The 22134-nt window shown below is 72.9% G+C and carries 24 protein-coding genes; 9 read left to right on the top strand and 15 right to left on the bottom strand.

Features of this window, described 5'->3' with window-relative positions; translation table 11 throughout:
* The first annotated feature begins 47 nt into the window (after positions 1 to 47).
* On the top strand, positions 48 to 635 hold the full coding sequence (locus ACWEJ6_RS03690) for a helix-turn-helix domain-containing protein (RefSeq protein WP_452420987.1): 588 nt from the start codon (positions 48 to 50) through the stop codon (positions 633 to 635).
* Between the two features lie 12 nt (positions 636 to 647).
* Positions 648 to 863 carry a hypothetical protein gene (locus ACWEJ6_RS03695; protein WP_452420989.1) on the top strand — a complete coding sequence of 72 codons (216 nt, stop codon included), beginning with the start codon at positions 648 to 650 and terminating at the stop codon, positions 861 to 863.
* 49 nt (positions 864 to 912) lie between these two features.
* On the opposite strand, the gene ACWEJ6_RS03700 is transcribed toward ACWEJ6_RS03695, so the two are convergent.
* Together ACWEJ6_RS03700 and ACWEJ6_RS03705 are read right to left on the bottom strand one after the other, a co-directional pair.
* A complete protein-coding gene (locus ACWEJ6_RS03700) occupies positions 913 to 1683 on the bottom strand; it encodes a phytanoyl-CoA dioxygenase family protein (RefSeq protein WP_452420991.1) in 771 nt (256 codons plus the stop codon).
* Positions 1684 to 1783: 100 nt separating this feature from the next.
* The gene (locus ACWEJ6_RS03705) at positions 1784 to 3139 is read right to left on the bottom strand and encodes a dipeptidase (protein WP_358282938.1); all 1356 of its coding nucleotides are present in this window, start codon (positions 3137 to 3139) and stop codon (positions 1784 to 1786) included.
* A 231-nt stretch (positions 3140 to 3370) separates the two neighbouring features.
* On the opposite strand from ACWEJ6_RS03705, the gene ACWEJ6_RS03710 reads away from it, so the two are divergent.
* Together ACWEJ6_RS03710 and ald are read left to right on the top strand one after the other, a co-directional pair.
* Positions 3371 to 4753 (top strand): aspartate aminotransferase family protein, encoded by a 1383-nt coding sequence (locus ACWEJ6_RS03710; RefSeq protein WP_452420993.1) that lies wholly within the window; start codon positions 3371 to 3373, stop codon positions 4751 to 4753.
* A 52-nt stretch (positions 4754 to 4805) separates the two neighbouring features.
* Positions 4806 to 5915, top strand: a complete 1110-nt coding sequence (gene ald / locus ACWEJ6_RS03715) for an alanine dehydrogenase (RefSeq protein WP_358282942.1) — start codon at positions 4806 to 4808, stop codon at positions 5913 to 5915.
* 34 nt (positions 5916 to 5949) lie between these two features.
* Here the strand turns inward: ald and ACWEJ6_RS03720 are convergent, their stop codons facing one another.
* The 6 genes from ACWEJ6_RS03720 to ACWEJ6_RS03745 form a co-directional block, all read right to left on the bottom strand.
* Complete coding sequence (locus ACWEJ6_RS03720) at positions 5950 to 7338, bottom strand: tetratricopeptide repeat protein (protein WP_387668619.1); 1389 nt, start codon at positions 7336 to 7338, stop codon at positions 5950 to 5952.
* A gap of 56 nt (positions 7339 to 7394) precedes the next feature.
* The gene (locus ACWEJ6_RS03725) at positions 7395 to 8273 is read right to left on the bottom strand and encodes an urease accessory protein UreH domain-containing protein (RefSeq protein ID WP_452420995.1); all 879 of its coding nucleotides are present in this window, start codon (positions 8271 to 8273) and stop codon (positions 7395 to 7397) included.
* A 96-nt stretch (positions 8274 to 8369) separates the two neighbouring features.
* Positions 8370 to 8606 carry an SHOCT domain-containing protein gene (locus tag ACWEJ6_RS03730; protein WP_452420997.1) on the bottom strand — a complete coding sequence of 79 codons (237 nt, stop codon included), beginning with the start codon at positions 8604 to 8606 and terminating at the stop codon, positions 8370 to 8372.
* Between the two features lie 164 nt (positions 8607 to 8770).
* Positions 8771 to 9520 carry a class I SAM-dependent methyltransferase gene (locus ACWEJ6_RS03735; RefSeq protein WP_452420999.1) on the bottom strand — a complete coding sequence of 250 codons (750 nt, stop codon included), beginning with the start codon at positions 9518 to 9520 and terminating at the stop codon, positions 8771 to 8773.
* A 59-nt stretch (positions 9521 to 9579) separates the two neighbouring features.
* The gene (locus tag ACWEJ6_RS03740; RefSeq protein WP_352349439.1) at positions 9580 to 10053 is read right to left on the bottom strand and encodes a Clp protease N-terminal domain-containing protein; all 474 of its coding nucleotides are present in this window, start codon (positions 10051 to 10053) and stop codon (positions 9580 to 9582) included.
* Positions 10050 to 10247, bottom strand: a complete 198-nt coding sequence (locus tag ACWEJ6_RS03745) for a helix-turn-helix domain-containing protein (RefSeq protein ID WP_352326953.1) — start codon at positions 10245 to 10247, stop codon at positions 10050 to 10052. The genes ACWEJ6_RS03740 and ACWEJ6_RS03745 overlap by 4 nt, the downstream gene beginning before the upstream one ends.
* Positions 10248 to 10304: 57 nt before the next feature.
* On the opposite strand from ACWEJ6_RS03745, the gene ACWEJ6_RS03750 reads away from it, so the two are divergent.
* Positions 10305 to 11819 (top strand): FAD-dependent monooxygenase, encoded by a 1515-nt coding sequence (locus ACWEJ6_RS03750; RefSeq protein WP_452421001.1) that lies wholly within the window; start codon positions 10305 to 10307, stop codon positions 11817 to 11819.
* On the opposite strand, the gene ACWEJ6_RS03755 is transcribed toward ACWEJ6_RS03750, so the two are convergent.
* Positions 11800 to 12447, bottom strand: coding sequence for a response regulator transcription factor (locus ACWEJ6_RS03755; RefSeq protein WP_352349443.1), 648 nt, complete (start codon positions 12445 to 12447; stop codon positions 11800 to 11802). The genes ACWEJ6_RS03750 and ACWEJ6_RS03755 overlap by 20 nt on opposite strands.
* Entirely contained in the window at positions 12444 to 13553 is a 1110-nt protein-coding gene (locus ACWEJ6_RS03760; protein ID WP_452421003.1) for a sensor histidine kinase, read from the bottom strand. The genes ACWEJ6_RS03755 and ACWEJ6_RS03760 overlap by 4 nt, the downstream gene beginning before the upstream one ends.
* Before the next feature lie 95 nt (positions 13554 to 13648).
* Between ACWEJ6_RS03760 and ACWEJ6_RS03765 the strand changes: the two genes are divergently transcribed.
* Positions 13649 to 15373 (top strand): gamma-glutamyltransferase family protein, encoded by a 1725-nt coding sequence (locus ACWEJ6_RS03765; RefSeq protein WP_452421005.1) that lies wholly within the window; start codon positions 13649 to 13651, stop codon positions 15371 to 15373.
* 211 nt (positions 15374 to 15584) lie between these two features.
* The gene (locus ACWEJ6_RS03770; RefSeq protein WP_452421007.1) at positions 15585 to 16262 is read left to right on the top strand and encodes a glycoside hydrolase family 25 protein; all 678 of its coding nucleotides are present in this window, start codon (positions 15585 to 15587) and stop codon (positions 16260 to 16262) included.
* Positions 16263 to 16272: 10 nt separating this feature from the next.
* Here ACWEJ6_RS03770 and ACWEJ6_RS03775 read toward each other — a convergent pair whose 3' ends face one another.
* The gene (locus ACWEJ6_RS03775) at positions 16273 to 17727 is read right to left on the bottom strand and encodes a flavin-containing monooxygenase (protein ID WP_452421009.1); all 1455 of its coding nucleotides are present in this window, start codon (positions 17725 to 17727) and stop codon (positions 16273 to 16275) included.
* 192 nt (positions 17728 to 17919) lie between these two features.
* The gene (locus ACWEJ6_RS03780; protein WP_357990759.1) at positions 17920 to 18093 is read right to left on the bottom strand and encodes a hypothetical protein; all 174 of its coding nucleotides are present in this window, start codon (positions 18091 to 18093) and stop codon (positions 17920 to 17922) included.
* Between the two features lie 106 nt (positions 18094 to 18199).
* On the opposite strand from ACWEJ6_RS03780, the gene ACWEJ6_RS03785 reads away from it, so the two are divergent.
* Positions 18200 to 18982 (top strand): SURF1 family protein, encoded by a 783-nt coding sequence (locus ACWEJ6_RS03785; protein WP_452421012.1) that lies wholly within the window; start codon positions 18200 to 18202, stop codon positions 18980 to 18982.
* A 2-nt stretch (positions 18983 to 18984) separates the two neighbouring features.
* Positions 18985 to 19296, top strand: a complete 312-nt coding sequence (locus ACWEJ6_RS03790) for a DUF3817 domain-containing protein (RefSeq protein WP_352349459.1) — start codon at positions 18985 to 18987, stop codon at positions 19294 to 19296.
* A 25-nt stretch (positions 19297 to 19321) separates the two neighbouring features.
* Here the strand turns inward: ACWEJ6_RS03790 and ACWEJ6_RS03795 are convergent, their stop codons facing one another.
* From ACWEJ6_RS03795 to ACWEJ6_RS03805, 3 genes are all read right to left on the bottom strand, one after another.
* A complete protein-coding gene (locus ACWEJ6_RS03795; protein WP_352322643.1) occupies positions 19322 to 19513 on the bottom strand; it encodes a hypothetical protein in 192 nt (63 codons plus the stop codon).
* Between the two features lie 105 nt (positions 19514 to 19618).
* Complete coding sequence (locus ACWEJ6_RS03800) at positions 19619 to 21037, bottom strand: glycosyltransferase family 39 protein (RefSeq protein WP_452421014.1); 1419 nt, start codon at positions 21035 to 21037, stop codon at positions 19619 to 19621.
* Entirely contained in the window at positions 21034 to 22101 is a 1068-nt protein-coding gene (locus ACWEJ6_RS03805; RefSeq protein ID WP_387668590.1) for a protein kinase domain-containing protein, read from the bottom strand. The genes ACWEJ6_RS03800 and ACWEJ6_RS03805 overlap by 4 nt, the downstream gene beginning before the upstream one ends.
* Between the last annotated feature and the right edge of the window lie 33 nt (positions 22102 to 22134).

The raw sequence follows: 22134 nt of genomic DNA on the forward strand, positions 1-22134 counted from the left end.
TCGCAACTTTTATTGCGCAATTTTCCTTTCGTATCTAGCGTGAAGGCATGGCAGGCTCCGATCGGCCCCGCGTCCAGGACGTCGGCACGCTCAAGGCGCTGGCGCACCCGCTGCGCATGAAGCTGTACCGCGCGCTCAAGGTCGCCGAGCTCGCGACCGCCTCGCAGCTCGCCGAGCAGGTGGACGAGGCGGTCTCCCTGGTCAGCTACCACCTGCGCAAGCTGGCCTCGCACGGCCTCATCGAGGAGACGCAGGGCGGCCGGGGCGACGCCCGGGAGCGCTGGTGGCGGACGTCGGCGGAGAGCTTCTCCACCCGCAACTCCGACTTCCGCGACAGCCCCGAGGGCGTCGTGGTCCACCAGACCCTGTCCCGCCTGCACGCCCGTCAGCTCGCCGAGATGTACGACGGCTACCTCGACGCGCAGTGGGCCTGGAGCGAGGCCTGGCAGGACTCGTCCTTCGGGTCGGAGTTCCTGCTGTCGCTGACCGCGGAGGAGTTGCGCGCCCTCAGGCAGGAGATCGACGACGTGGTCGTGAAGTGGACGGCCCGCGGCAGGGCGGCCGGCGAGGCGGGGGACACCGAGGGCCGCGAGAACGTGGCCGTGCACCTGTACGGGTTCCCGTTCACGACGTGAGGAGAGAGCAGGATGAATCCCGACTTATACCTACTTGTCGAGCGAGTGCGCGGGCAAGAACTGCGCGCCGCCGCCCGGACACCCCGTCGGACAGCCCGGACGCACCCGGGCACGGTCGCCCGCGCCTGGGAACGGCGGCTGGGCTGGGCCCTGGTGGAAACCGGCCTCCGCCTGGTCAGCCGCGGCACGACCAACCAGACCCCACGCCTGGCGGACCACCACGCCTGACCTGCCCGGCCCAAGCCGCCAAGCCCCCGCCGCCGAACCGCCGGGCGTTCTAAGCCGGAGCGGTCCCGTTCAACCCCTTCAGGACCGCGCGTTCGACCGGCGTCGGCGCGGTGCCGGTGAGGTCGAGCAGGCCGGTCGGCATCAGCGGCGGCTGGGCCATGAACCGCGGCACGCTGCCGCGATGCGGCTGGGCCGAGTGGATCAGGAACGGGTGGCACAGGAAGACGTCGCCGGGGGAGCCGGTGACGGTGGCCTCCCGGCGCCCCTCGCTGAGCGGCACGGCCTCCCCGCACAGCGGGAACCATTCGCGCCCTTCGTCCCCGGAATCGGCGAGCAGGGCGGGCACGTCCAGATGTGAGCCGACGCGTACCCGGGTGGGGGCGTCGTCGGGGCCGACCTCGGAGAACAGGAACAGCATGAGGAGGGCCCGGCCGCGCGAGCGCAGGTTCACCCGGTACTCGCCGGCGGCACCGGCGAAGCTCGCCTCCAGGTGCCAGCCGTCGTCGCCGGGCTCCTCGTCGCTGGGGAAACGCAGCGGGAAGGTGCCGAGGCCCATGGGCGCGGTCCACCGCCCGGCGCCCACGAGCTGGTCGTAGGCCTCGTGCAGCGCCTGCGTGTTGGCCGCCGCGCGGAACGGCGGGGTCGCGATCCAGCCCAGCCGCACGACCGGCTGGGTCCAGCTCGACGGGTCGTCGGGGACGCAACCGCTGGCCGCCCACAGCTCGGCCCGGCACTGCTCGGCCGTCTCCGGGGGAACCGCGCCGGGAAGCCGGACGAACCCGTCCTCGACGAACGACTCGATCTGCTCGTCGGTCAACATACGCAGCCCTTCCCGGCGGTTTCCGCGGAACGTCGTGCAGTCTGACGAACGGCGGCCAGGAAGGGCAACGCAATTTCCGCCCGGGGGCGAGAGGCGCGGCTCAGACGCCGAGCGCCGACGGCAGGCTCAGCTCCTGCAGGAACAGCGCCTCGGCGGTGGCCACCCGGCGCAGCTCCTCAAGGTCGACCCGCTCGTTGGGGGCGTGGATGGCGGCGTCCTCGTCCTCGGCGCCGAACAGCAGGATCTCGGCCGCCGGGTACTGCTTGAGCAGCGTGTTCACCAGCGGGATCGACCCGCCCGCGCCCACGTCGCGCGGCGGGCGGCCGAACGCGCGCTCCATCGCCCGGTTGAGCGCCGCCCGCGCCTTGCCGCCGGAGTCGGCCTGGAAGCCGGACCCGACGGTGAAGTCGTCGAACGACACCTGCACGCCCCACGGCGCCACCTGGCGCAGGAACTCCACCACGGCGTTGACCGTGGTCTTCGGGTCGCCGGACGGAGGCACCCGGACGGTCACCCGGGCCCGCGCCGCCGGCTGGACCGCGTTCACGGCGCCCGACACGGTCGGCACGTCGAGGCCCGTGACGGTGATGGCGTACGAGGCCCACAGCCGGTCGGCCAGCGAGCCGGAGCCGACCAGCGAGACGCCGTCCGCCACGCCGGCCGTCTTCCTGAACTCCTCCTCCGAGGGCCCCTGGCCGAGGAAGCTGCCGCGCGGCAGGCCGGGCACCCGGATGTCGCCGTTCTCGTCGTGCAGGGCGGTCAGCATGCGCATCAGGGCGGCCAGCGCGTCGGGGGCGGCGCCGCCGAACGAGCCGCTGTGCACGGCCTCGCGCAGCGTGCGCACCTCGATGGTGAAGGCCGCCATGCCGCGCAGCGACGTCGTGACCGCCGGGTCGCCGACGCGCGGGTTGCCGGTGTCGGCGACCACGATGGCGTCGGCCCGCAGCAGCTCGGGGTTGCGCTCGACGAAGGCCTCCAGGCGCTCGCCCGCGTACTCCTCCTGGCCCTCGATGATGACCTTGATGCCCACCGGGAACCGGCCCTGGAAGGCGCGCAGCGCGGCGATGTGGGAGATGATGCCCGACTTGTCGTCGGCGCAGCCGCGGCCGTACAGCTTGCCGTCGATCAGGGTGGGCTCGAACGGCGGCGTGCGCCAGGCGGCCAGGTCGCCGGCGGGCTGCACGTCGTAGTGCGCGTACAGCAGGACGGTGGGCGCGCCGGGAGGGGCCGGGGCCTCGCCGTAGATCGCGGGGAAGCTGCCTTCGACGGCGACCTGCTGCACGTGCGGCAGGCCCGCCGAGCGCACGAGCTCCTCCGTCGCCGCCGCGGCGGCGTAGACCGGCTCCTCCGGGTGCCCGGGGAAGGCCACGGAGGGAATGGCGGCGAGCCGCTTGAGCTCCTCGATGGCTCGGGGCATCGCGGCGGCGACGGCGCTCTCGATCTGGTCAGGAGTCACGGGACGGTCCCCCGGGGGTCGTTCTCGGCAGTTTGGTCTCATTGGATCACAGAAGGTTCCACAGTATGGAAACGGGCATGACCCGCGCGTTAATCTACCTGCGGATTTCGTTGCTGTTACACAACGGTTCTGCGGATCTCGATTTTCTTGCATAGTGCTGCGACCGATTCGCTTGGCAAACCGCAGGTGAAGATGCACACTGTGGGGAGTTCGACACGAGGGAAGATAACCATGACGCAGCCGGAAAACGACGTCCTGAAGGCCGCGCAGGACAACCTGTGGTTGCACTTCACGAGGCACAGCGCCTACCAGGAGAACGAGATCCCGACCATCGTGCGCGGTGAGGGGTCCTATATCTACGACATCCACGGCAAGCGTTACCTCGACGGCCTGGCCGGGCTGTTCGTCGTCCAGGTCGGGCACGGGCGTGGCGAGCTGGCCGAGGCCGCCGCCAAGCAGGCCCAGGAGCTGGCCTTCTTCCCCTTGTGGTCCTACTCGCACCCCAAGGCGGCCGAGCTGGCCGCCCGCCTGGCCGAGCAGGCGCCGGGCGAGCTGAACCGGGTCTTCTTCACCACCGGCGGCGGCGAGGCCGTCGAGACCGCGTGGAAGCTGGCCAAGCAGTACTACAAGCTCGTCGGCAAGCCGCTCAAGCACAAGGTCATCAGCCGCCAGATCGCCTACCACGGCACCCCGCAGGGCGCCCTGTCGATCACCGGCATCCCGGCGTTCAAGCAGATGTTCGAGCCCCTCGTGCCCGGCTCGGTGCGCGTCCCGAACACGAATTACTACCGCGCCGACGAGATCAGTGGCATCCCCGGCATGTCGCCGGAGGAATACGGCATCTGGGCGGCCGACCGCGTGGCCCGCGCCATCGAGATGGAGGGCCCCGACACGGTGGCCGCCGTCTTCGCCGAGCCCGTCCAGAACGCCGGCGGCTGCTTCCCGCCGCCCCCCGGCTACTTCCAGCGCCTGCGCGAGATCTGCGACGAGTACGACGTGCTGCTCGTCTCCGACGAGGTCATCTGCGCCTTCGGCCGCCTCGGCACCATGTTCGGCGGCCAGAAGTTCGACTACGTGCCCGACATCATCACCTGCGCCAAGGGCATGACCAGCGGCTACTCGCCCATCGGCGCCATGATCGCGCACGAGCGGCTGTTCGAGCCGTTCAAGCAGGGCGACAACATGTTCGCCCACGGCTACACCTTCGGCGGCCACCCCGTGTCGGCCGCCGTGGCCCTCGCCAACCTCGACATCTTCGAGCGCGAGGACCTGCTCGGCCACGTCACCAAGAACGAGCCCCTCTTCCAGGCGACCCTCGACGACCTGCGCGACCTGCCGATCGTCGGCGACGTGCGGGGCTCGGGCTACTTCTGGGGCATCGAGCTGGTCAAGGACAAGGCCACCAAGGAGACGTTCAACGCCGAGGAGTCCGAGCGGTTGCTGCGCGGATTCCTGTCCAAGGCGCTGTTCGACGCCGGACTCTACTGCCGGGCGGACGACCGCGGCGACCCCGTGATCCAGCTCGCGCCCCCGCTGATCGCGGGGCAGAGAGAGTTCGACGAGATCGGATCCATCCTGCGGGGTGTGCTCTCGGAAGCGTGGGCGCGCCTCTAACACCCTCCCCACCCGGTACGACGAAGTGCCGGTCTCCGAAAGGATCCCTACGATGAAGATCGGCGTCCCTGCCGAGGTCAAGAACCACGAATACCGTGTGGCGGTCACCCCCGCCGGTGTTCACGAGCTGGTGCGGAACGGCCACGACGTCACCGTCCAGCGGGGTGCCGGCCTCGGCTCACACATCACCGACGAGGAGTACCTCGCCGCGGGCGCGAAGATCCTCGACAACGCCGACGCCGTATGGGCCGGGGCGGACATGGTCCTGAAGGTGAAGGAGCCCATCGCCGAGGAGTACCACCGCCTGCGCGAGGGCCTGGTCCTGTTCACCTACCTGCACCTGGCCGCCTCCCGCCCGTGCACCGACGCCCTGCTCGCCGCCAGGACGACCGGCATCGCGTACGAGACCGTGCAGGTGGGCCACACGCTGCCGCTGCTCGCCCCGATGTCGGAGGTCGCGGGCCGGCTCGCGCCGCAGGTGGGCGCCTACAACCTCATGCGCTTCAACGGCGGCCGGGGCGTGCTGCCCGGCGGGGTGCCCGGCGTGGCCCCGGCCAAGGTCGTCGTCATCGGCGGCGGCGTCTCGGGCCTCAACGCGGCGCAGATCGCCGTCGGCATGGGCGCGGACGTGACCGTGCTCGACACCAACATCGACCGGCTCCGCCAGATCGACGCCATCTACCAGGGCCGGCTCAAGACCCTCGTGTCCACCTCGTACGCGATCGAGCGCGAGGTCCTGCAGGCCGACCTGGTCATCGGCGCGGTGCTGATCCCCGGCGCCAAGGCCCCGACGCTGGTCTCCAACGACCTGGTCGCGCGGATGAAGCCGGGCTCGGTGCTCGTGGACATCGCCATCGACCAGGGCGGCTGCTTCGAGGACTCGCGGCCGACCACGCACGCCGAGCCGACGTACACGGTGCACGGCTCGATCTTCTACTGCGTGGCCAACATGCCGGGCTCGGTGGCCAACACCTCCACCTACGCCCTGACCAACGCGACCCTCCCGTACGCGGTCAAGCTGGCCAACCTGGGCTGGCGCGACGCGCTGAAGGCCGACCAGGGCCTCGCGGGCGGTCTGAACACCCATGACGGCCTGCTCACCAACGAGCCGGTCGCCCAGGCGCTGGGGCTGCCGTACACGCCGGTCGCCGACGTTCTCTGACCCTCTTCCGGGGGCGCGGCCGGCGGTCGCGCCCCTAACGCACTCCCAGGCGGCGCCGCAGGTCACGGGCGGTGGCGAGGACGTGCTGGATCTCGCCCGTGCCCGGCCACGGCGCGCTGCCGGGGCGCAGCAGCGTGCCGCGCACCGACGCCAGGTGCTCGACCGCGCTGCGGTGCACCCCGCTCCGCTCCACCAGCCAGCCGATCACGTCGGAGTGGTCGTGCAGCGGCCTGGTCACCAGGTCCCAGGTGCCCAGCACCTCCGTCAGGTCGGGCACCGACAGCGGCACGCCGCCCCTGCGGCCGGTGGCCGCGGCCGCCAGCTCCGCGCGGGCGGCCAGCTCCGGCTCGGCGGTGCGCGCCCACGTCTGCGGTGGCGGGTCGGCCAGCCACTCCTCGGCCTCGCCCAGCTCGCCGGCGACCGTCAGCAGCCCGCCCAGCTCGACCGCCGCGCCGTGGTGGCCCGCCCGCGCCGCCTGGCGGAACCAGTGGCGGCCGCCGGCCAGGTCGCCGAACTCGGCGATCAGCAGCAGGCCGTAGTTGAAGGCGGACTCCGCGTCGCCGCCCGCCGCCGCCCTGCCGAACCAGTGGCTGGCCGCCGGGGTGTCGCCGAGCTCCACGCAGACGAACCCGGCCATGCGCTGGTCCTCCAGCCTTCCGGCGGCGGCCGCCCGCTCGTACCAGGCGCGGGCCGTACGCAGGTCGCCGCGGGACAGGGCGATGGCGCCGAGCCGGGAGGCGGCGCCCGGGTGCTCGTTCTTGGCGGCCAGCCGGTAGTAGGCCTCGGCGCCCTCGGGGTCGCGGCTGGCGTGCAGGTAGAGGCCCATGCAGTGGGCGGAGTCGGCGTGGCCGCCCCTGGCGGCGTACTCCCACCAGCGCACGGTCTCCTCGTCCTCGCCGGCGGAGTAGGCCAGGAAGCCGAGGTCGTGGGCCGAGGCCATGTCGCCGTCGTCGGCCGCCCTGCGGTGCCACTCGCGGGCCACGCCGGTCTCGCCGGTGTCCTCGCACAGCAGCGCCAGCCGGCGGGCCGCGGCGCGCGACCCGGCCAGGGCCGAGCGTTCGAACCAGGCCCGCGCGGCGCCGGCGTCGCCGCGCTGTTCGAGCAGGAGCGTGGCCAGGTTGGCGGCGGCCTCCGCGTCGCCGGTGGCCGCGGCGGTCTCGTACCAGATGACCGCCTCCTCCAGGCTGCCGTGCTTCTCGTGCCAGACGCCCAGGTTGTACGCGCTGTCGACGTTGCCGCCCGCGGCCGCCAGCTCCCACCAGAGCCGGGCCGCCGCGCGGTCGCCGCGCTGGGCGTAGAGCTTGCCGAGCCGGTGGGCCGCCTGGGCGTCGCCCTGCTGCGCGGCCACCAGCAACTCCGGCTCGTCACCCACCCGTGGCGCCGGAACGGCCGGCGTCGCCACCTCTCCCTGCCACCAGGCCATGGCGACAGAGTGGCACGTGATCATACGATCGCGAACCGTAATCGCCGACAACGGCCCTAGGAGAACCTGATGAACCCGGAATACATCCCCATCCCGCACACGTAACGCAGCGAGCCGGGGCGGTGGGGCGGCAGCCGTACGGTGGCGGGCAGGGCCACGTCGCGCCCGTCGATGGTGACGGTGCCCGTGCAGCCCTGATCGACCAGTTTGAAGATGACCTCGACCGGTACGTTCGCCGGGACGGACACGGCGGCGGGCCGGTAGCCCTCGCGGGTGGCGTAGACCGTGACGGTCCGGGCGGCGGGCCCGGCGGCGGCCGGTGCGGCCTCACCCGTCCAGCCGCCCAGGTTGAGCCCGGCCACGACGGTCCAGAGCCCGGCGGCGACGGCGACGACCCCGGCGAACCTGGCCAGCCGGGTGCGGGAGATCCGCCGCAGCACGTAGCCGAGCAGCGCGAACGCCGGCGCCGTGCCGACCACGAACCCCGCCATGGCCGCCGCGCCCGACAGCGGCGAGCCGCTGGAGACGGCGAGCATCTCCATGCCGATCGTCACCCCGCAGGGCACCAGGACGGTGGCCGCCCCCAGCAGCGGCGCCTGGTACCCGAACGGCCGGACGGGCTCGGCGCACGCGTGCCGCCCGCCGCGCATGAGCCGGATCGCGAACACGATCACGGCGCAGCCGGCCGCGACCAGGAGCACGGCCCGCGCCCGCGGCGGCAGGCCGACCGCCGAGCCGAGCAGCCCGAGCAGCGCCCCCACCAGCGTGTACGCCGCCAGCCGGCCGGCCAGGAACCAGGCCACCAGCGCCGGGTCGCGGCCGGGGCGGTGGCCGACCAGGCCCACGAGCAGCCCGCCCTGGGCGGCCGTGCACGAGGCGGTGCCCGCCACCAGCCCGGCTGCCGCGCCCCCGGCGAACAGGGTGACCGCCTCCACGCTCAGCCCTCCCCGGTCGCGCGCGATGCTTTCGGGGGAAACGTAACGCGGCAGGCTGGATGCGGCCAGTGACAGTTCTTGTACCCTTAGTGATGTTTAGGTGGTTGCGCCCTCGAGCACGGACATCTTCTCGAAGAACTCGTCGTCGCCCAGCTCGCCGCGGGCGTACCGTTCGGCCAGGATCTGCTCGGCCGACGCGGTGGGCCGGTCGGGGACGGCCGCCGGTCGACGCCCCCACCAGCCCTTGCGGCGGGCGGTGACGGCGAGCGCGATGAGCGCGACCCAGAACAGGCCCCAGAAGACCGGGAAGACCGGCCAGAGATGCGGATGCATGACTTCCTCCTTCGTCCTGCCTCCAGGGTCCGCCTTCGCGCGGCGCGGCGAATCGCCCCCCGGGAGCCGCCGCCGCTGCGCCCCGGGGAGTGCTCAGGCGGGCCCGGCGTACGCCTGAGGCGGTAGCGCGCCGGCGCGTTTCATCGGCCGAAGGACGGGTGCGCTCAGGGCCGCCGGGCCTCGATGAGGAACCTGGACGAATGGGCGACGAACGGGCCCTCGGCCTCGATGAGCTCGTGCAGCTCGCGCAGCCTGTCGCCGTAGCGGGCGACCGAGAAGCCAGGCACGATCCAGATCACCTTGCGCAGGAAGTAGATCACCGCGCCGATGTCGCGGAACTCCATGCGCAGCCGCTCGGCCCGCAGGTCGACCACCTCCAGCCCGGCCGCCTCCGCCTCCGCCACGGCCTGGCGCGGGTCGCGGGCCGAGCCGTCCTGGGGGCCCATGAAGAACTCGGTCAGCTCGAACACGCTGCGCGGGCCTACCTGCTGCGAGAAGTACGCGCCCCCGGGACGCAGCACCCGGGCGATCTCCGCCCACCAGGTCGCCACCGGATGGCGGCTGACCACGAGGTCGAAGACGCCGTCGCGGAACGGCAGGCGCGGCTCGTCGTCGTCGGCCACCACGTACGCGCCGCGCGGACGCAGCCGGGCGGCGGCCAGCGCCAGGTTGGGCGGCCACGACTCGGTCGCCACCGTCACCTTCGGCAGTGTGGGCAGCCCGGCCAGGATCTCGCCCCCGCCGGTCTGGACGTCGAGCGCCGCCCGCGCCTCCGCCATCCGCCCGGCCAGCAGGCGGGAGTAGCCCCATGAGGGCCGCTCCTCGGTGGCCCGGCCCTCCAGCCAGGAGAAGTCCCAGCCGGCCACGGACACCGTGTCGGCCTCCTCGACCAGGTCATCGTATGTACGCCGCATCCTTCGACCATGTCAGCGCCCCGGCCGCGGCTTCAACCGGATTTCTCCCGTGTCGCCGATCAGGCGACCCGGGCGCGGACGGCCGCGCGGTCGATCCCGAGCTGGTCGATCAGCCGGGCCACCGGGTCGTGGCGGTCGCGCTCCAGGAGGGCGAGCAGGAGGTGGCGGGGCGCCTGCGGCCTGGTCTTCCGCCGGGTGGCCCCGATGGCGGCGTTGATCACCGCGCGGGCGCTCGACGTGAGCGCGGTGCCGGGGACCGGCGGATGCCGGCGGGGCGTCGCGCGCGGGGCCTGGCCGAGGTCGAGGCCGATCGAGCGCAGCGCCTCGCGGTCGAGCTCGTCGAGCGCGGCGCGCGCCCCGGCCAGGTCGACGCCGAGCGCCCGCGCCGGCTCGGCGGCGGGATCGTGCAGCAGGCCGAGCAGCAGGTGCTCGGTGCCGAGCCGCCGGTCGCCGCGCTGCCTGGCCTCGTCGAGCGCCGCGCTGACGACGGCCGCGAAGGGGCTCTTCTCCTTGCCGAACATGGCGATCCTCACTTTCCGTATCTGGCGTGCACGGACTGCCGCGACATGCCGAGCGCGTCGCCGATCTGTTCCCAGGTCCAGCCCTGCTCCCTGGCCGCCGCCACCGACGCCGCCTCGACCTGCTCGGCCAGCCGGTGCAGCGCGCCCACTGCCCGCAGGCCGAGGGCGGGGTCGTTCGACCTGATGCGTTGAGACAGCTCTTCCATGTCCACGGTGTCAGGCTAGATTGACAGGCGGGATTGTGTCAATCTAGCCTGACAGGCATGGACGACGTGATGATCGTGGGAGCGGGCCCGGTCGGGCTCATGCTCGCGGGCGAGCTGGCGCTGGCCGGATTACGCCCGATCGTGCTGGACAAACGCCCGGAACCGAGCGAGCTGCCCAAGGCCAACGGGCTCGCCGGGCAGATCGTGGAGCTGCTCGGCCACCGCGGCCTGCTCGGCCTTCTCGCCGAGGGCAGCGGCTTCGCCGGCCCCGCCCCGGGGTTCCCGTTCGGGCAGGTGCCGCTGCGCTTCGCCGGGCACGACGACATGCCGCTGCGGCTGCTGCTGATCCAGCAGCCCCGGCTGGAACGGCTGCTGACCGAGCGGGCCGTCCGGCTCGGGGCCGAGATCAGACGCGGCCACGAGGTCCTCGGGCTGGTCCAGGACGAGGAGGGCGTCACGCTGGACCTGTCCACCGGCCGGGCCCGCGCCCGGTACGTGGTCGGCTGCGACGGCGGGCACAGCACCGTCCGCGCCCTGGCGGGCATCGGCTTCCCGGGCACCACCGACGACGAGGTGCTGCGGCTCGGCCACTTCGCCTGCGAGGAGCAGGGCCCGTTCCAGGCGCCGCGCGTCGAGGGCCTGGAACCCGGCTGGAACCGCACCCCGGCTGGCCGCCTGCTGCTCACCTCGCTGCGGCCCGGCGTGCTCATCGCGGGCGTGCGCGAGCGCGGCACGCTGCCCGGCGGCCCGGTGACCCAGGACGACTTCCGCGCGGCCGTACGCCGGGTGATCGGTCGGGACCTGCCGCTGGGCGAGCCGATCTGGCTGTCCGGCACGGTCGCCCAGGCCCGGCTCGCCGAGCGTTACCGGGCCGGGCGGGTGTTCCTGGCCGGGGACGCCGCCCACCTGTTCCCGGCCGGCGGGTCCGCGCTCAACGTTGGCCTGACGGAGGCGGCCAACCTGGCCTGGAAGCTGGCCGCCGTGCTGCTCGGGCGGGTGCCCGCCGGGCTGCTCGACACCTACGAGGAGGAGCGCCGTCCGGTGGCCGCGCGGGCGCTGGCCCAGACCCGCGCCCAGGCGGCGCTGGAACGGGCCCCCGGCGAGGACGGCGACGCCCTGCGCGCGCTGCTCGCCGAGCTGTTCGCCGACGAGCAGCCGCTGCGCCGGCTCGCCGCGCTCCTGCACGGCTCCGACACCCGCTACCCGCCCGCGCCCGGGCTGGAGCACCCGCATCCGCTCGCCGGCCGGTTCCTCCCCGACCTGCCGCTGAGCACGGCGGCGGGGGAGCAGCGGACCGCCGGGCTGCTGCGGGCCGGACGCCCGCTGCTGCTCGACCTCCGCGACGACCCGGCCCCGGCGCTTTCCGGCGACCCTGGCGGCGGGCCGGCCCCGGTGCTACCCGAGGGCGGCTGGATCGACGTGGTGCGGGCGCGGTGCGCCGAGCCGCCCGCCGACGTGCTGCTCGTCCGCCCCGACGGGTACGTGGCCTGGGCCGGGACCGGCGGCCTGGCCGAGGCGGCGCGGGCGTGGTTCGGCCCAGGACCGGCTGCCGTCAGAGCCAGCCCGGCTTGACCAGGCCCGACTCGTAGGCGATGACCACGAGCTGGGCGCGGTCGCGGGCGTGCAGCTTCATCATGGCCCGGCTGACGTGCGTCTTGGCCGTGGCCGGCGACATGAACAGCTTGGCGGCGATCTCGTCGTTGGTCATGCCCGTGCCGACCAGGGAGAGCACCTCGCGCTCGCGTTCGGTGAGCTGGTCGAGGCCCTGGGTGGCGACCGGCTCCTTGGCGCGCGAGGCGTACTCGGCGATCAGCCGCCGGGTCACGCTCGGCGACAGCAGCGCCTCGCCCGCCGCCACCACCCGCACGGCCTGGATGAGCTCGGCCGGCTCGGTGTCCTTGACCAGGAAGCCGGACGCGCCGCCGCGCAGCGCCTCGAAGACGTACTCGTCCAGCTCGAAGGTGGTCAGGATGATGATGTGCGGCCCGGGCGGCATCAGGCGGGTGGCGGTCAGGCCGTCGGTGCCGGGCATGCGGATGTCCATCAGCACGACGTCCGGGGCGTGCTCGCCGGCCAGGCGCACCGCCTCCGCGCCGTCGGCCGCCTCGGCCACCACCGTCATGTCGGGCTGGGCGTCCAGCAGGGCCTTGAAGCCCGCCCGGACCAGCGCCTGGTCGTCGGCGAGCAACACCTTGATCACGTTGGGTTCTCCTCGGGTAGGGGCAGACGGGCCTCGACCTGGAAGCCGCCGCCCGACGGGCCGGCGACGAGCGTGCCGCCCAGTGCGGAGGCGCGCTCGCGCATGCCGGGGATGCCGTTGCCGCTGCCTTCCTCCGACAGCACGGCGGGCTTGGTCGCCCCCGTGTCGGCGACCACGATGACCAGCTCCCCGGCGCCGTACTCCAGGCGCACCGACACCCGCGAGCCGGGCGCGTGGCGGGCGGCGTTGGTGAGCGACTCCTGCACGATCCGGTACGCGGCCCGCTCGACCTGCGGCGGCAGCGGCCGCGACCCCACCCGCCGGAGCGAGACCTCCATCCCCGAACGCTGGACGAGGTCGTCGAGCCGGTCGAGCCCGGCCGTCGGGGAGCGCGGGGCGCCGTCGCGCAGCACGTTGAGCACCGAGCGCATCTCGCCCAGCACCTCCTTGGACGCCGTCTTGATCGTGGCCAGGGCCGAGCGGGCCTGCTCGGGGTTGGCGTCGATGAGGTGCAGCGCGGTGCTGGCCTGCACGTGGATGAGCGAGATGTTGTGCGCGAGCACGTCGTGCAGCTCCTGGGCCATGGTCAGGCGCTCCTCGCTGGCCTGCCGCCTGGCCTCCTCCTCCGCGACGCGCTCGCGTTCGGCCCGGCGTTCCCTGACGATCCTGACCAGCTCGGCCACGACCATGAACAGCAGGATGAACGCGAGGATCGACACGCTGTGGAACAGGTCGCGGTTGCCCACCCACCAGGCGTAGCTGAGGAGCGAGGTCACCGTCATGGTCGCCATCGTCCAGGCCATCAGCCGTATGCCCCCTGTGACCAGGAGGAACAGCAGGACACCGGGGCTGAGGAAGGCGGGGCCGTAGGCGTAGCCGCCGATGAGGAACAGGTCCATCGCGCCGAGCGCGACGGCGACCGTCAGCAGGGGGAACCGCCTGCGGAAGAGGATGGCCAGCGGCCCGACCAGCAGCAACGCGTACGCGTAGGGGTCGAGTTGCTCCCTGAGGAGACGCTGTCCCCACGTCGCGCCTTGGGCGATCACCAATTGGGCGACCGCCACGATGAGGGCGAGATAAGGGTCGAAACCGGACTTCCAGCGCACGCCTCCACGCTAGGCCACCGGTGGCGCGCGCGACATCATCCCCTTGTCCGAGGGGGCCCTACCACGACGGGCGTAGCTGGGTCATCGTGGACACCATGCGCCGTGTGATCTTCTCCGCAGCAGCAGTCCTCATCTCACTCCTGCCCGCCGCGCCCGCGTCCGCGGGCCCCCAGCAGAAGGCCCCGGTCGCCGAGGGGTACGGAGGCGCCGTCGCCACCGTCGACCTCGACGCCAGCAAGGCCGCGATCTCCGTGCTGAGACGCGGGGGCAACGCCGTCGACGCGGCCGTGGCCGCCGGAGCCGTGCTCGGGGTGACCGAGCCGTACTCGGCCGGCCTGACCGGCGGCGGCTTCATGGTGTTGTACGACGCCAGGCAGCGCAAGGTCGTCACCATCGACGGCCGCGAGACCGCCCCGCGCGCGATGACCGCGACCAGCTTCGAGGGCATCCCGTTCGACGAGGGCGTCACCAGCGGCCTGTCGGCGGGCGTGCCCGGCACGCTGGCGCACTGGGACCTGGCCCTGCGCCGGTTCGGCACCCTCTCGCTCGGCCAGGCGCTCCAGCCCGCCATCGAGGTGGCCTCCCGCGGCTTCGTCGTGGACCAGACGTTCCACGACCAGACCGCCGCGAACGCCGGCCGCTTCAAGGACATCGCCTCGACGGCCCGGCTCTACCTGCCGAACGGCGCCCCGCCGCCGGTCGGCTCGGTGTTCAAGAACCCGGAGCTGGCGAACACGTACCGGGAACTGGCCCGGCGCGGCCCCGGCTGGCTGTACGGCGGCCGGCTCGGCGCGGAGATCGTCGCCACCGTGAAGAAGCCGCCGGTCACCCCCGGCAGCACCCGCAATGTCCGGCCCGGCCTGATGGAGCTGTCGGACCTGCGGGACTATCGCGCCCTCCTGCGCGAGCCCACCAAGATCTCCTACAACGGCATGGACGTCTACGGCATGGCCCCGCCGTCCTCGGGCGGCTCGACCGTCGGCGAGGCGCTCAACATCCTCGAAGCCCTGCCCAAGGTGGGCCTGCACGAGTACCTGGAGGCGTCCAGGCTGGCCTTCGCCGACCGCAACGCCTACGTCGGCGACATCCCCGGCGTGCCGCTGCGCGAGCTGCTGTCCGACGGGTTCGCCAAGGAGCGCGCGTGCCTGATCGGCGACAGGGCCCTGACCAGCCCGGTCGCTCCCGGCAGCCCCGACGGCACGTACGGCGACTGCGCCACCCCGACCGGCACCGCGACCCCGATCGCGGACGAGGGGCCGGAGACCACGCACCTGGTCGTCGCCGACCGCTGGGGCAACGTGGTCGCCTACAACCTCACCATCGAGTCGACCGGCGGCAACGGCATCGTGGTGCCGGGCCGCGGCGTGCTGCTCAACAACGAGCTGACCGACTTCACCTTCGGTCCCGCCCCCGGCGATCCCAACCTGCCCGGCCCCGGCAAGCGGCCGCGCTCGTCGATGGCGCCCACGCTGGTGTTCGACCACGGCAGGCCGGTGCTGGCCGCGGGCTCGCCGGGCGGCTCGACGATCATCACCACCGTGCTGCAGATCCTGGTCAACCGGTACGAATTCGGCATGAGCCTGCCCGACGCCCTCGCCGCGCCGCGGGCCACGCAGCGCAACACCGCCCAGACGCAGGCCGAGCAGGCGTTCCTCGACAAGTACCGGGCCGAGCTGGAGGCCAAGGGGCACGGCTTCGTGCTGAACCCCGAGATCGGCGCGGCCACGGCGCTGGAACTGCGCGGCCACGGCCTGGTCCAGGCCGTCGCCGAGCCCGTACGGCGGGGCGGCGGCAGCGCCCTGGTCGTCGACCCGCGCTGAGCGCGCACGGCGGCGGCCCGCTCGCGGGCCGCCGCCACTCGCCGGCTTGACCTCGGCATGAGGGAATGTTTGCCCAGGTCACGGGGTTGTAACGGGCATCGCGACGCGCCATGCCGCCGGGCGGGAACCGCCTGCCGCAGCTCATCAGCCGCCGTCGCGGCATCCGACAGACACCCGTGGGCGGCTGCCGCCTGCCCTCAGGAGGAACCCCGTGAAGCCGAACGTCAAGAAGCTGTACGCGAGCGCCCTGCTGGCCGCCACCGCCGCCGTGTCGGGCCTCGGCCTGACGTCCGCCCCCGCCCATGCCGACGGCCTCACCTACGGCCAGGACGTCTCCCACTACCAGCCGGACCACGACTGGGCCGCCAGCGGCGCCGCGTTCGGCATCGTCAAGGCCACCGAGGGCGCCACCCGCGTGGACGCCTCCTTCGCCCGCCACTGGGCCGACCTGGGCGCGAAGGGCAAGGTGCGGGGCGCCTACCACTACGGGCACCCGTCGAACGACCCGATCGCCGAGGCCGACCACTTCCTGTCCGTGGTCGACCGGCAGCCGGCCGCCAAGGGCGACCTGCTCGCGCTCGACCTGGAGACCGCCGACGGCCGCTCCGTGACCGAGGTCAACGCCTGGGCCAAGAAGTGGCTGGCGCACGTCCAGGCCAGGACCGGCGTCACGCCGCTGTTCTACAGCGGCTGGAACTTCGCCGACGAGTACGGCCACGGCCTCCAGCAGTATCCGCTGTGGGTGGCCCGCTACGGCAAGGGCCCCGGTCAGGTGACCGCCCCGGCCGACTGGAAGACCTGGACCATCCACCAGTACGCCGACGCGCCGGTGGACCAGAACGTCTCCGCGCTCACCCCCGTCCAGCTCAAGGCGCTGGGCCGCAGGTGACTCGCCGTCCTCAGTAGATGAGCTCGTACGCCTCCGGCCGCACCTTCCGCGTACGGGCCCAGTACTCGAAGGTGAAGCCCGGCCAGATCGTCCGGTTCACTCCGTGCTCGTCCAGATACCAGGAGCGGCAGCCGCCCGCGTTCCACACGAGCGGGTCCAGGCGCGCGTGCAGCCGGCGGTTGAAGGCGTCCTGGGCGTCCTTCCTGACGTCCAGCGCCCTGGCCTGGGTCCTGGAGAGCAGGCGCAGGCACTCGATGACGTAGCGGACCTGCGACTCGATCATGAAGACGACCGAGTTGTGCCCGAGCCCGGTGTTCGGGCCGAGCAGGAAGAACAGGTTCGGGAAGCCGGTGGTCGTGATGCCGTGGTAGGTCTCGATGCCGTGCTGCCAGGCGTCCTGGATCTTCAGGCCGTTCCGGCCGGTGATGCGCTGGTCCTGGAGGGCCTCCACGACCTTGAAGCCGGTGCCGTAGACGATCACGTCGGCCGGGTGCTCCGCGCCGGTCGTGGTGACGATCGAGCGCGGCCGGATCTCGGCGATGCCGTCGGTGACCAGGGTGACGTCCGGCCTGGTCAGGGCCGGGTAGTAGTCGCTGGAGACGAGCACGCGCTTGCAGCCGATCGTGTAGCCGGGCGTCAGCCTGCGCCGCAGGCCGGGATCGGGCACCTGCGCCGCCAGGTGCTTGAGCGCCAGCGCCTCGTGCGCCTTCATCAGGCGCGGGTGCACCGCGAAGCCGAGCGCCCGGCTCTCCAGCGCCCAGTAGATGGCCCCGCGCAGGGCCCGCGCCATGCCGGGCAGGGCCAGGACGCGCCGGGCGGCGGGGGAGAAGGCGAAGTCGGGCTTGGGATGGATCCACGGCGGCGTGCGCTGGAAGACGGTCAGCTCGCGCACCCGGGGGGCGAGCTGGGGGACGAACTGGACGGCGGACGCGCCGGTGCCGACGACGGCGACGCGCTTGCCGGTCAGATCGACCGAGTGGTCCCATTCGGCGGAGTGGAAGGAAGGGCCGGCGAAGGATTCCCTCCCCGCAATTTCCGGAAATTTCGGGATATGGAGGGCGCCGATGCCGGAGACGATCGCGTTCGCCCGCATGGTTGCGCCGTCGTCCGTGGTGACCGTCCAGGTCCGGTGGTCGTCGTCGTACTCCAGGGACGTGACGTGCTTGTTGTAGCGGATGTGGGGGGTCACTCCGTACTTGTCCGCGCACGTGCGCATGTAGTCCTGGATCTCGGCCTGCGGGGCGAACATCCGCGACCAGCCGGGGTTCAGCTCGTACGAGTAGGAGTACATGTGCGACGGCACGTCGCACGCGCACCCGGGGTAGGTGTTGTCCCGCCAGGTGCCACCGAGGTCGGCGGCCTTCTCCAGGATCACGAAGTCGTGGTAGCCGGCCTCCTTGAGCTTGATCGCCATGCCGATCCCGGCGAAGCCGGTGCCGATGATCACCACTCCTGGCTCAGCCACTGAACCTCCTGACCGGCTCGATGTCCGGTGTATTGGACATGACGTCCAATGTAGTCAGCCGCCGGTCGCCGGTCCAGAGGTGTCCAGAGGTGAGCCCGCCAAACCGACTGGCCGGTATGTCCAGCATGTGCGGAAACGGCAAAGACCCGCCACGGCGTCGGGGCGGGTGGGGTGTCCGTATGCGGTTGGGTGCTAGCGGAGCAGCAGGAAGGCGGCGACGCCGATGATCACGATCACCACGGCGACCGCGAGGATCGGCAGCAGCGGCGACTTCTTGGGGGCCGCCGCGGCCTCCTGCTCCTGGCGCTGCGCGAAGGCGCGGAACTGCTGGGTGTTGCCCGCGGGATCGATATGCTGGTCAGACATGGCCAGCAGCCTAGCGCGATGGCATGGTCCATTTGCACCCCTTTGCCACTACCTATAGGCATGGGCTGATGAGGGGACCACTCCACCCGGCGGATAGCTTTGAGGCATGCTCCGGACCCTGCTCTCACCCCGCGTCGTGGGGCTGCATCTGCTGACGATCGGGGTCCTCGTCGCCTTCATCCTGCTCGGCCGCTGGCAGCTCGGCGTGTTCCAGGACTCCGGCAAGCCGCACGCGGCCGTCGATCCGGCCCCGGTGGGCGTCGCCACGCTGGCCCAGGTGGGCGGGCAGATGGACGGCGAGGCCGTCGGCCGCAGGGTGGCCGCCGAGGGCACGTACGAGGCCGCCCGGCAGCTCCTGGTCGCCGACCGGCGGCCCGACGTCGACGCCCCCGGCGGCAACGTCTCACGCGGCCACGGCTACTGGGTGCTCACCCCGATCAGGCTCGACGACGGCACGCTGATGCCGGTCGTGCGCGGCTGGGCGGCCGAGGCGGACGATCCGGGCGTCGCCGCCGTGCCGCAGGGCCGGGTCACGGTGCACGGGCGGCTGCGGGGCCAGCAGGGCACCGACAGCGTCCAGCGGCGGGCGGAGGGGCTGCCTCCGGGGCAGGTGCAGACCGTGTCCACCGGCGAGCTGATCAACCTGTGGACCGGCCAGAAGCTGCGGACCGGTTTCCTGGTGGCCCAGCCGCCGTCCGGCTCGCTCACGCAGGTGAAGGTCCGGCCGCCGGAGGTCGGTGGCACGCTGACCTGGCGTAACCTGGCTTATGCCGCAAACTGGTGGATCTTCGCTGGATTCGCCGTCTTCATGTGGTTCCACTTCGTACGCGACGCCGTACGGGCGGATCGGGACCGCGACAAGTCCCCCGAGATGGTTCTGGAAGGTTAACGGTGGAATCGGCTCTCAAGCCCTTCCGGGTGCTCGCCTACGTGGTCGGCGTCATGCTGCTCATCCTGTGCGTCGCGATGGTGCTGCGCTACGGCTTCGGCGCCGCCGAGCTGTCGAAGATCGTCGCGCCCATCCACGGCGGCCTGTACATGATCTACCTCATCACCGTCATGAACCTGGGCATGAAGGCACGCTGGAGCTGGCCGTACATGCTCGGGGTCATGCTCGGCGGCACGGTCCCGTTCCTGTCGTTCTACGTGGAGCGCAGGGTGCACGGCCGGGTGCGGTCGGAGCTGAGCGCGGCGAGGGCCTGACGACCCCCGCCGCGGCCCGCGGGCCTCAGCCGCCGATCCCGCGCCTGCGGGCCCGCTTGAGCCGCTCGCGCTGCGACGGGTCGAGCATGAGGTAGCCGACCACCGGCGCCGCGACCGCGCCGAGCACCACCAGCAGGGTGATCCAGCCCGGCAAGAAGATCAGCGAGAGCAGAACCGCGGCGCCTGCGCCGATGACGTACTTCTGAACTGGCGACATCCCTGGCTTCCTCCGAACGCGGAGCCCGCGCCCCGCCTCTCCCACATTCTGCGTCGCCCGTTCAACGAGTGGACCCGTGCCTGAGGTTCCATGACGCGATGTATCTCAATTGTTGCGGGACCAGAGGGTGAGGTGGATCGAGCCGTATGTGCGGGTCTGTCCTGGGACGAGCGTTCTTTTGAGGGTGCGGTAGCGCTCGTCGTCGGCGTACTTCGTCCCGATCCTGGGGGAGACGAGCCAGACCCGGTCCACGCCCTTGAGGGCCGCGTCCAGTTCGGCGGCCGTGCGCGGGCCGGGCGCGCCGGGCGCGCGGGTGAGGTCCGTCAGGCGGTCGTACGGGGCGCCGTACACGGCCACGAACAGCCGGAAGCGCTGCGGCACGAACAACACCCGGTCGCCCGGACGTTCCTCCGCGGCCAGCGTGGCGGCCAGCGCGCGCAGGTCGTCGGGACGGGCGGCGGGCTGCCTCATCGCCGCCTGCGCGGGGAACACGAGCACGGCGAACAGCACCAGGACGGCGACCGGCACGGCCCGCCACCGCACCCCGGCCAGGCCGATCCCGGCGAGCACCGCGAGCAGGGGGACCGCGAAGAGCACGTAACGCGGATGGTAGACGGGCTGGACCTGGGAGATCGCGAACGACAGCGCCACCGGCAGCACCGCCCACACCGCCACGGCCGGGGCGCGTACGGCTCCCCATAGCGCGGCGGCGAACAGCACGACCGCGCCCGCCCCCGCGACCTCGCCGGGGAAGGCGGCCAGCTCGGCCCAGCCGGGGGTCCTGAGCCAGAAGACCTGGGCGTCCCGCTGACCGGCGGCCAGGACGAGCAGCGGCACGAGCGCCGCGCCCGCCGCGCCGACCGCCACCGACGACCGAACGACGGCGGGCATCGGGTTCGCGGTGAGCCGGCGGCGGAGGGCGGGCAGCCAGGCGGTGAGCAGGTGGGCGGGGACGAGCAGCAGGGCGTACAGGTGCAGCCAGCCGAGCAGCGCCACGCTCGCGCCGTAGGCCGCGCAGACCCCCGCGCCGGGACGGTCGAGCAGCTTGACCAGGAGCCACGTGGCCAGCACGGCGACCGCGCTCACCAGGGCGTACGAGCGGGCCTCCTGGGCGTACCGGGCGGCGATGGGGGTGAGGGCGTACAGCAGGCCGGCGTACAGGCCGGCGGGGGTGCCGGCCAGGCGGCGGCCCAGGGCCGCGACCCCGAGCGCGGCGGCCGTGAAGGCGAGCACCGAGGGCAGCCGGACGGCGATCTCCGGCGGCCAGGGAAGCGCGGCGAAGGGCCGCAGGAGCAGGTAGTAGAGGGCGTGGACGGCGTCGAGGTCGGCCAGGAAACGGCGCAGCTCGCCGAACGGCATGCGCGCGACCAGTGCGCTGACCGACTCGTCCCGCCACAACGACGGCCCCGAGAGCCCCCAGAACCCGGCCGCCGCGGCGACGGCCGCGGGCACGACCGGCCACCACCGGCCGGCGTCCCGCGTGGCGGCGTCGACGGGACGCGGCAGGACGGGCACGCGGGTCATCGGCGTGGGCCCATGACCGCCCGCAGCTCGTGCCGGAGAAGTTCGGGGGCGGGACGGTCGGCCGGATTGCCGGACAGGAGGCGCACCAGGACGGGAGCCAGCGCCCCGGCCCGCGCCAGCGACGCCCCCGGCGCGGGCGGCACCCCCTCCACGGCCATGAACAGGGTCGCCCCCAGGGACCACAGGTCGGCGGCCGGGCTCGCCACCCCCTCCGGAGCCGTGTACGCCGGGACGGTGCCCGACCGCAGCGGCGCGACCAGCGTGGCCCGCCCCTGGTCGGAGATGAGCACGCCGCTCGGCTGCACCGCCCCGTGCCGCCCGCCCATGGCCTGGAGCTGGTCGAGCAGGGCGAGCCCGATCTCGGCCACCTCGGCGGGCGGGAGCGGTCCAAGGGCGCGGACGACCTGGTCGAGCGGCTGGTCGAGAGCCAGTCTCTCCAGCGTCTCGCGGACCACCTCCACCGGCGGCGACCCGGCGGGATGCAGCATGGCGCGGATCAGCGACCGCAGCGGGTCGGCGCCCTCGGCGGGCACCTGGCCGGGCGGGCGGCCCTCGACGGCGAAGTGCAGCGTGGCCGCCAGCGACCACAGGTCGGCCGAGGGCCGCATGCTGAGGCTCGGCACCCCGAACCCGGTGAGCACCGCCCTCCCGGTGCCGGTCAGCAGCACGTTCCCGGGGCTGACCTGCCCATGGACGATCCCGGCCGCGTGCGCCACGGACAGCGCCGACAACACGCAGACGCCCATCCTGGCCACCTGGACGACGGGCAGCGGCTGCCGCGCGCGTACGGCCTGCTCCAGCGACACCCCCGAGACGAACTCCATGACCAGCCAGGGCACCCGGTCCTCGACCAGCACGCCGAGCACCCGGGCGATCGAGGCGTGCCGCAGCCCCGCGGCCCTGCGCGCCTCGTGCAGCGCGGACTCGCGCAACTCGGGCGGGATGCGCAGCTCCCTGACCGCGACGTCGCGGTGTTCCGTCTCGTCGAAGGCCAGCCGTACGGACCCCGCGCCCAGGGGGTTGAGCAGCCGGTAGCGCCCGGCCAGCTTCCTGGTCTCAGCCATGTCGAGTGCACGATAGCGCTCGCCCGGCCCGCC

The sequence above is a fragment of the Nonomuraea sp. NPDC004702 genome (genome assembly GCF_053601695.1).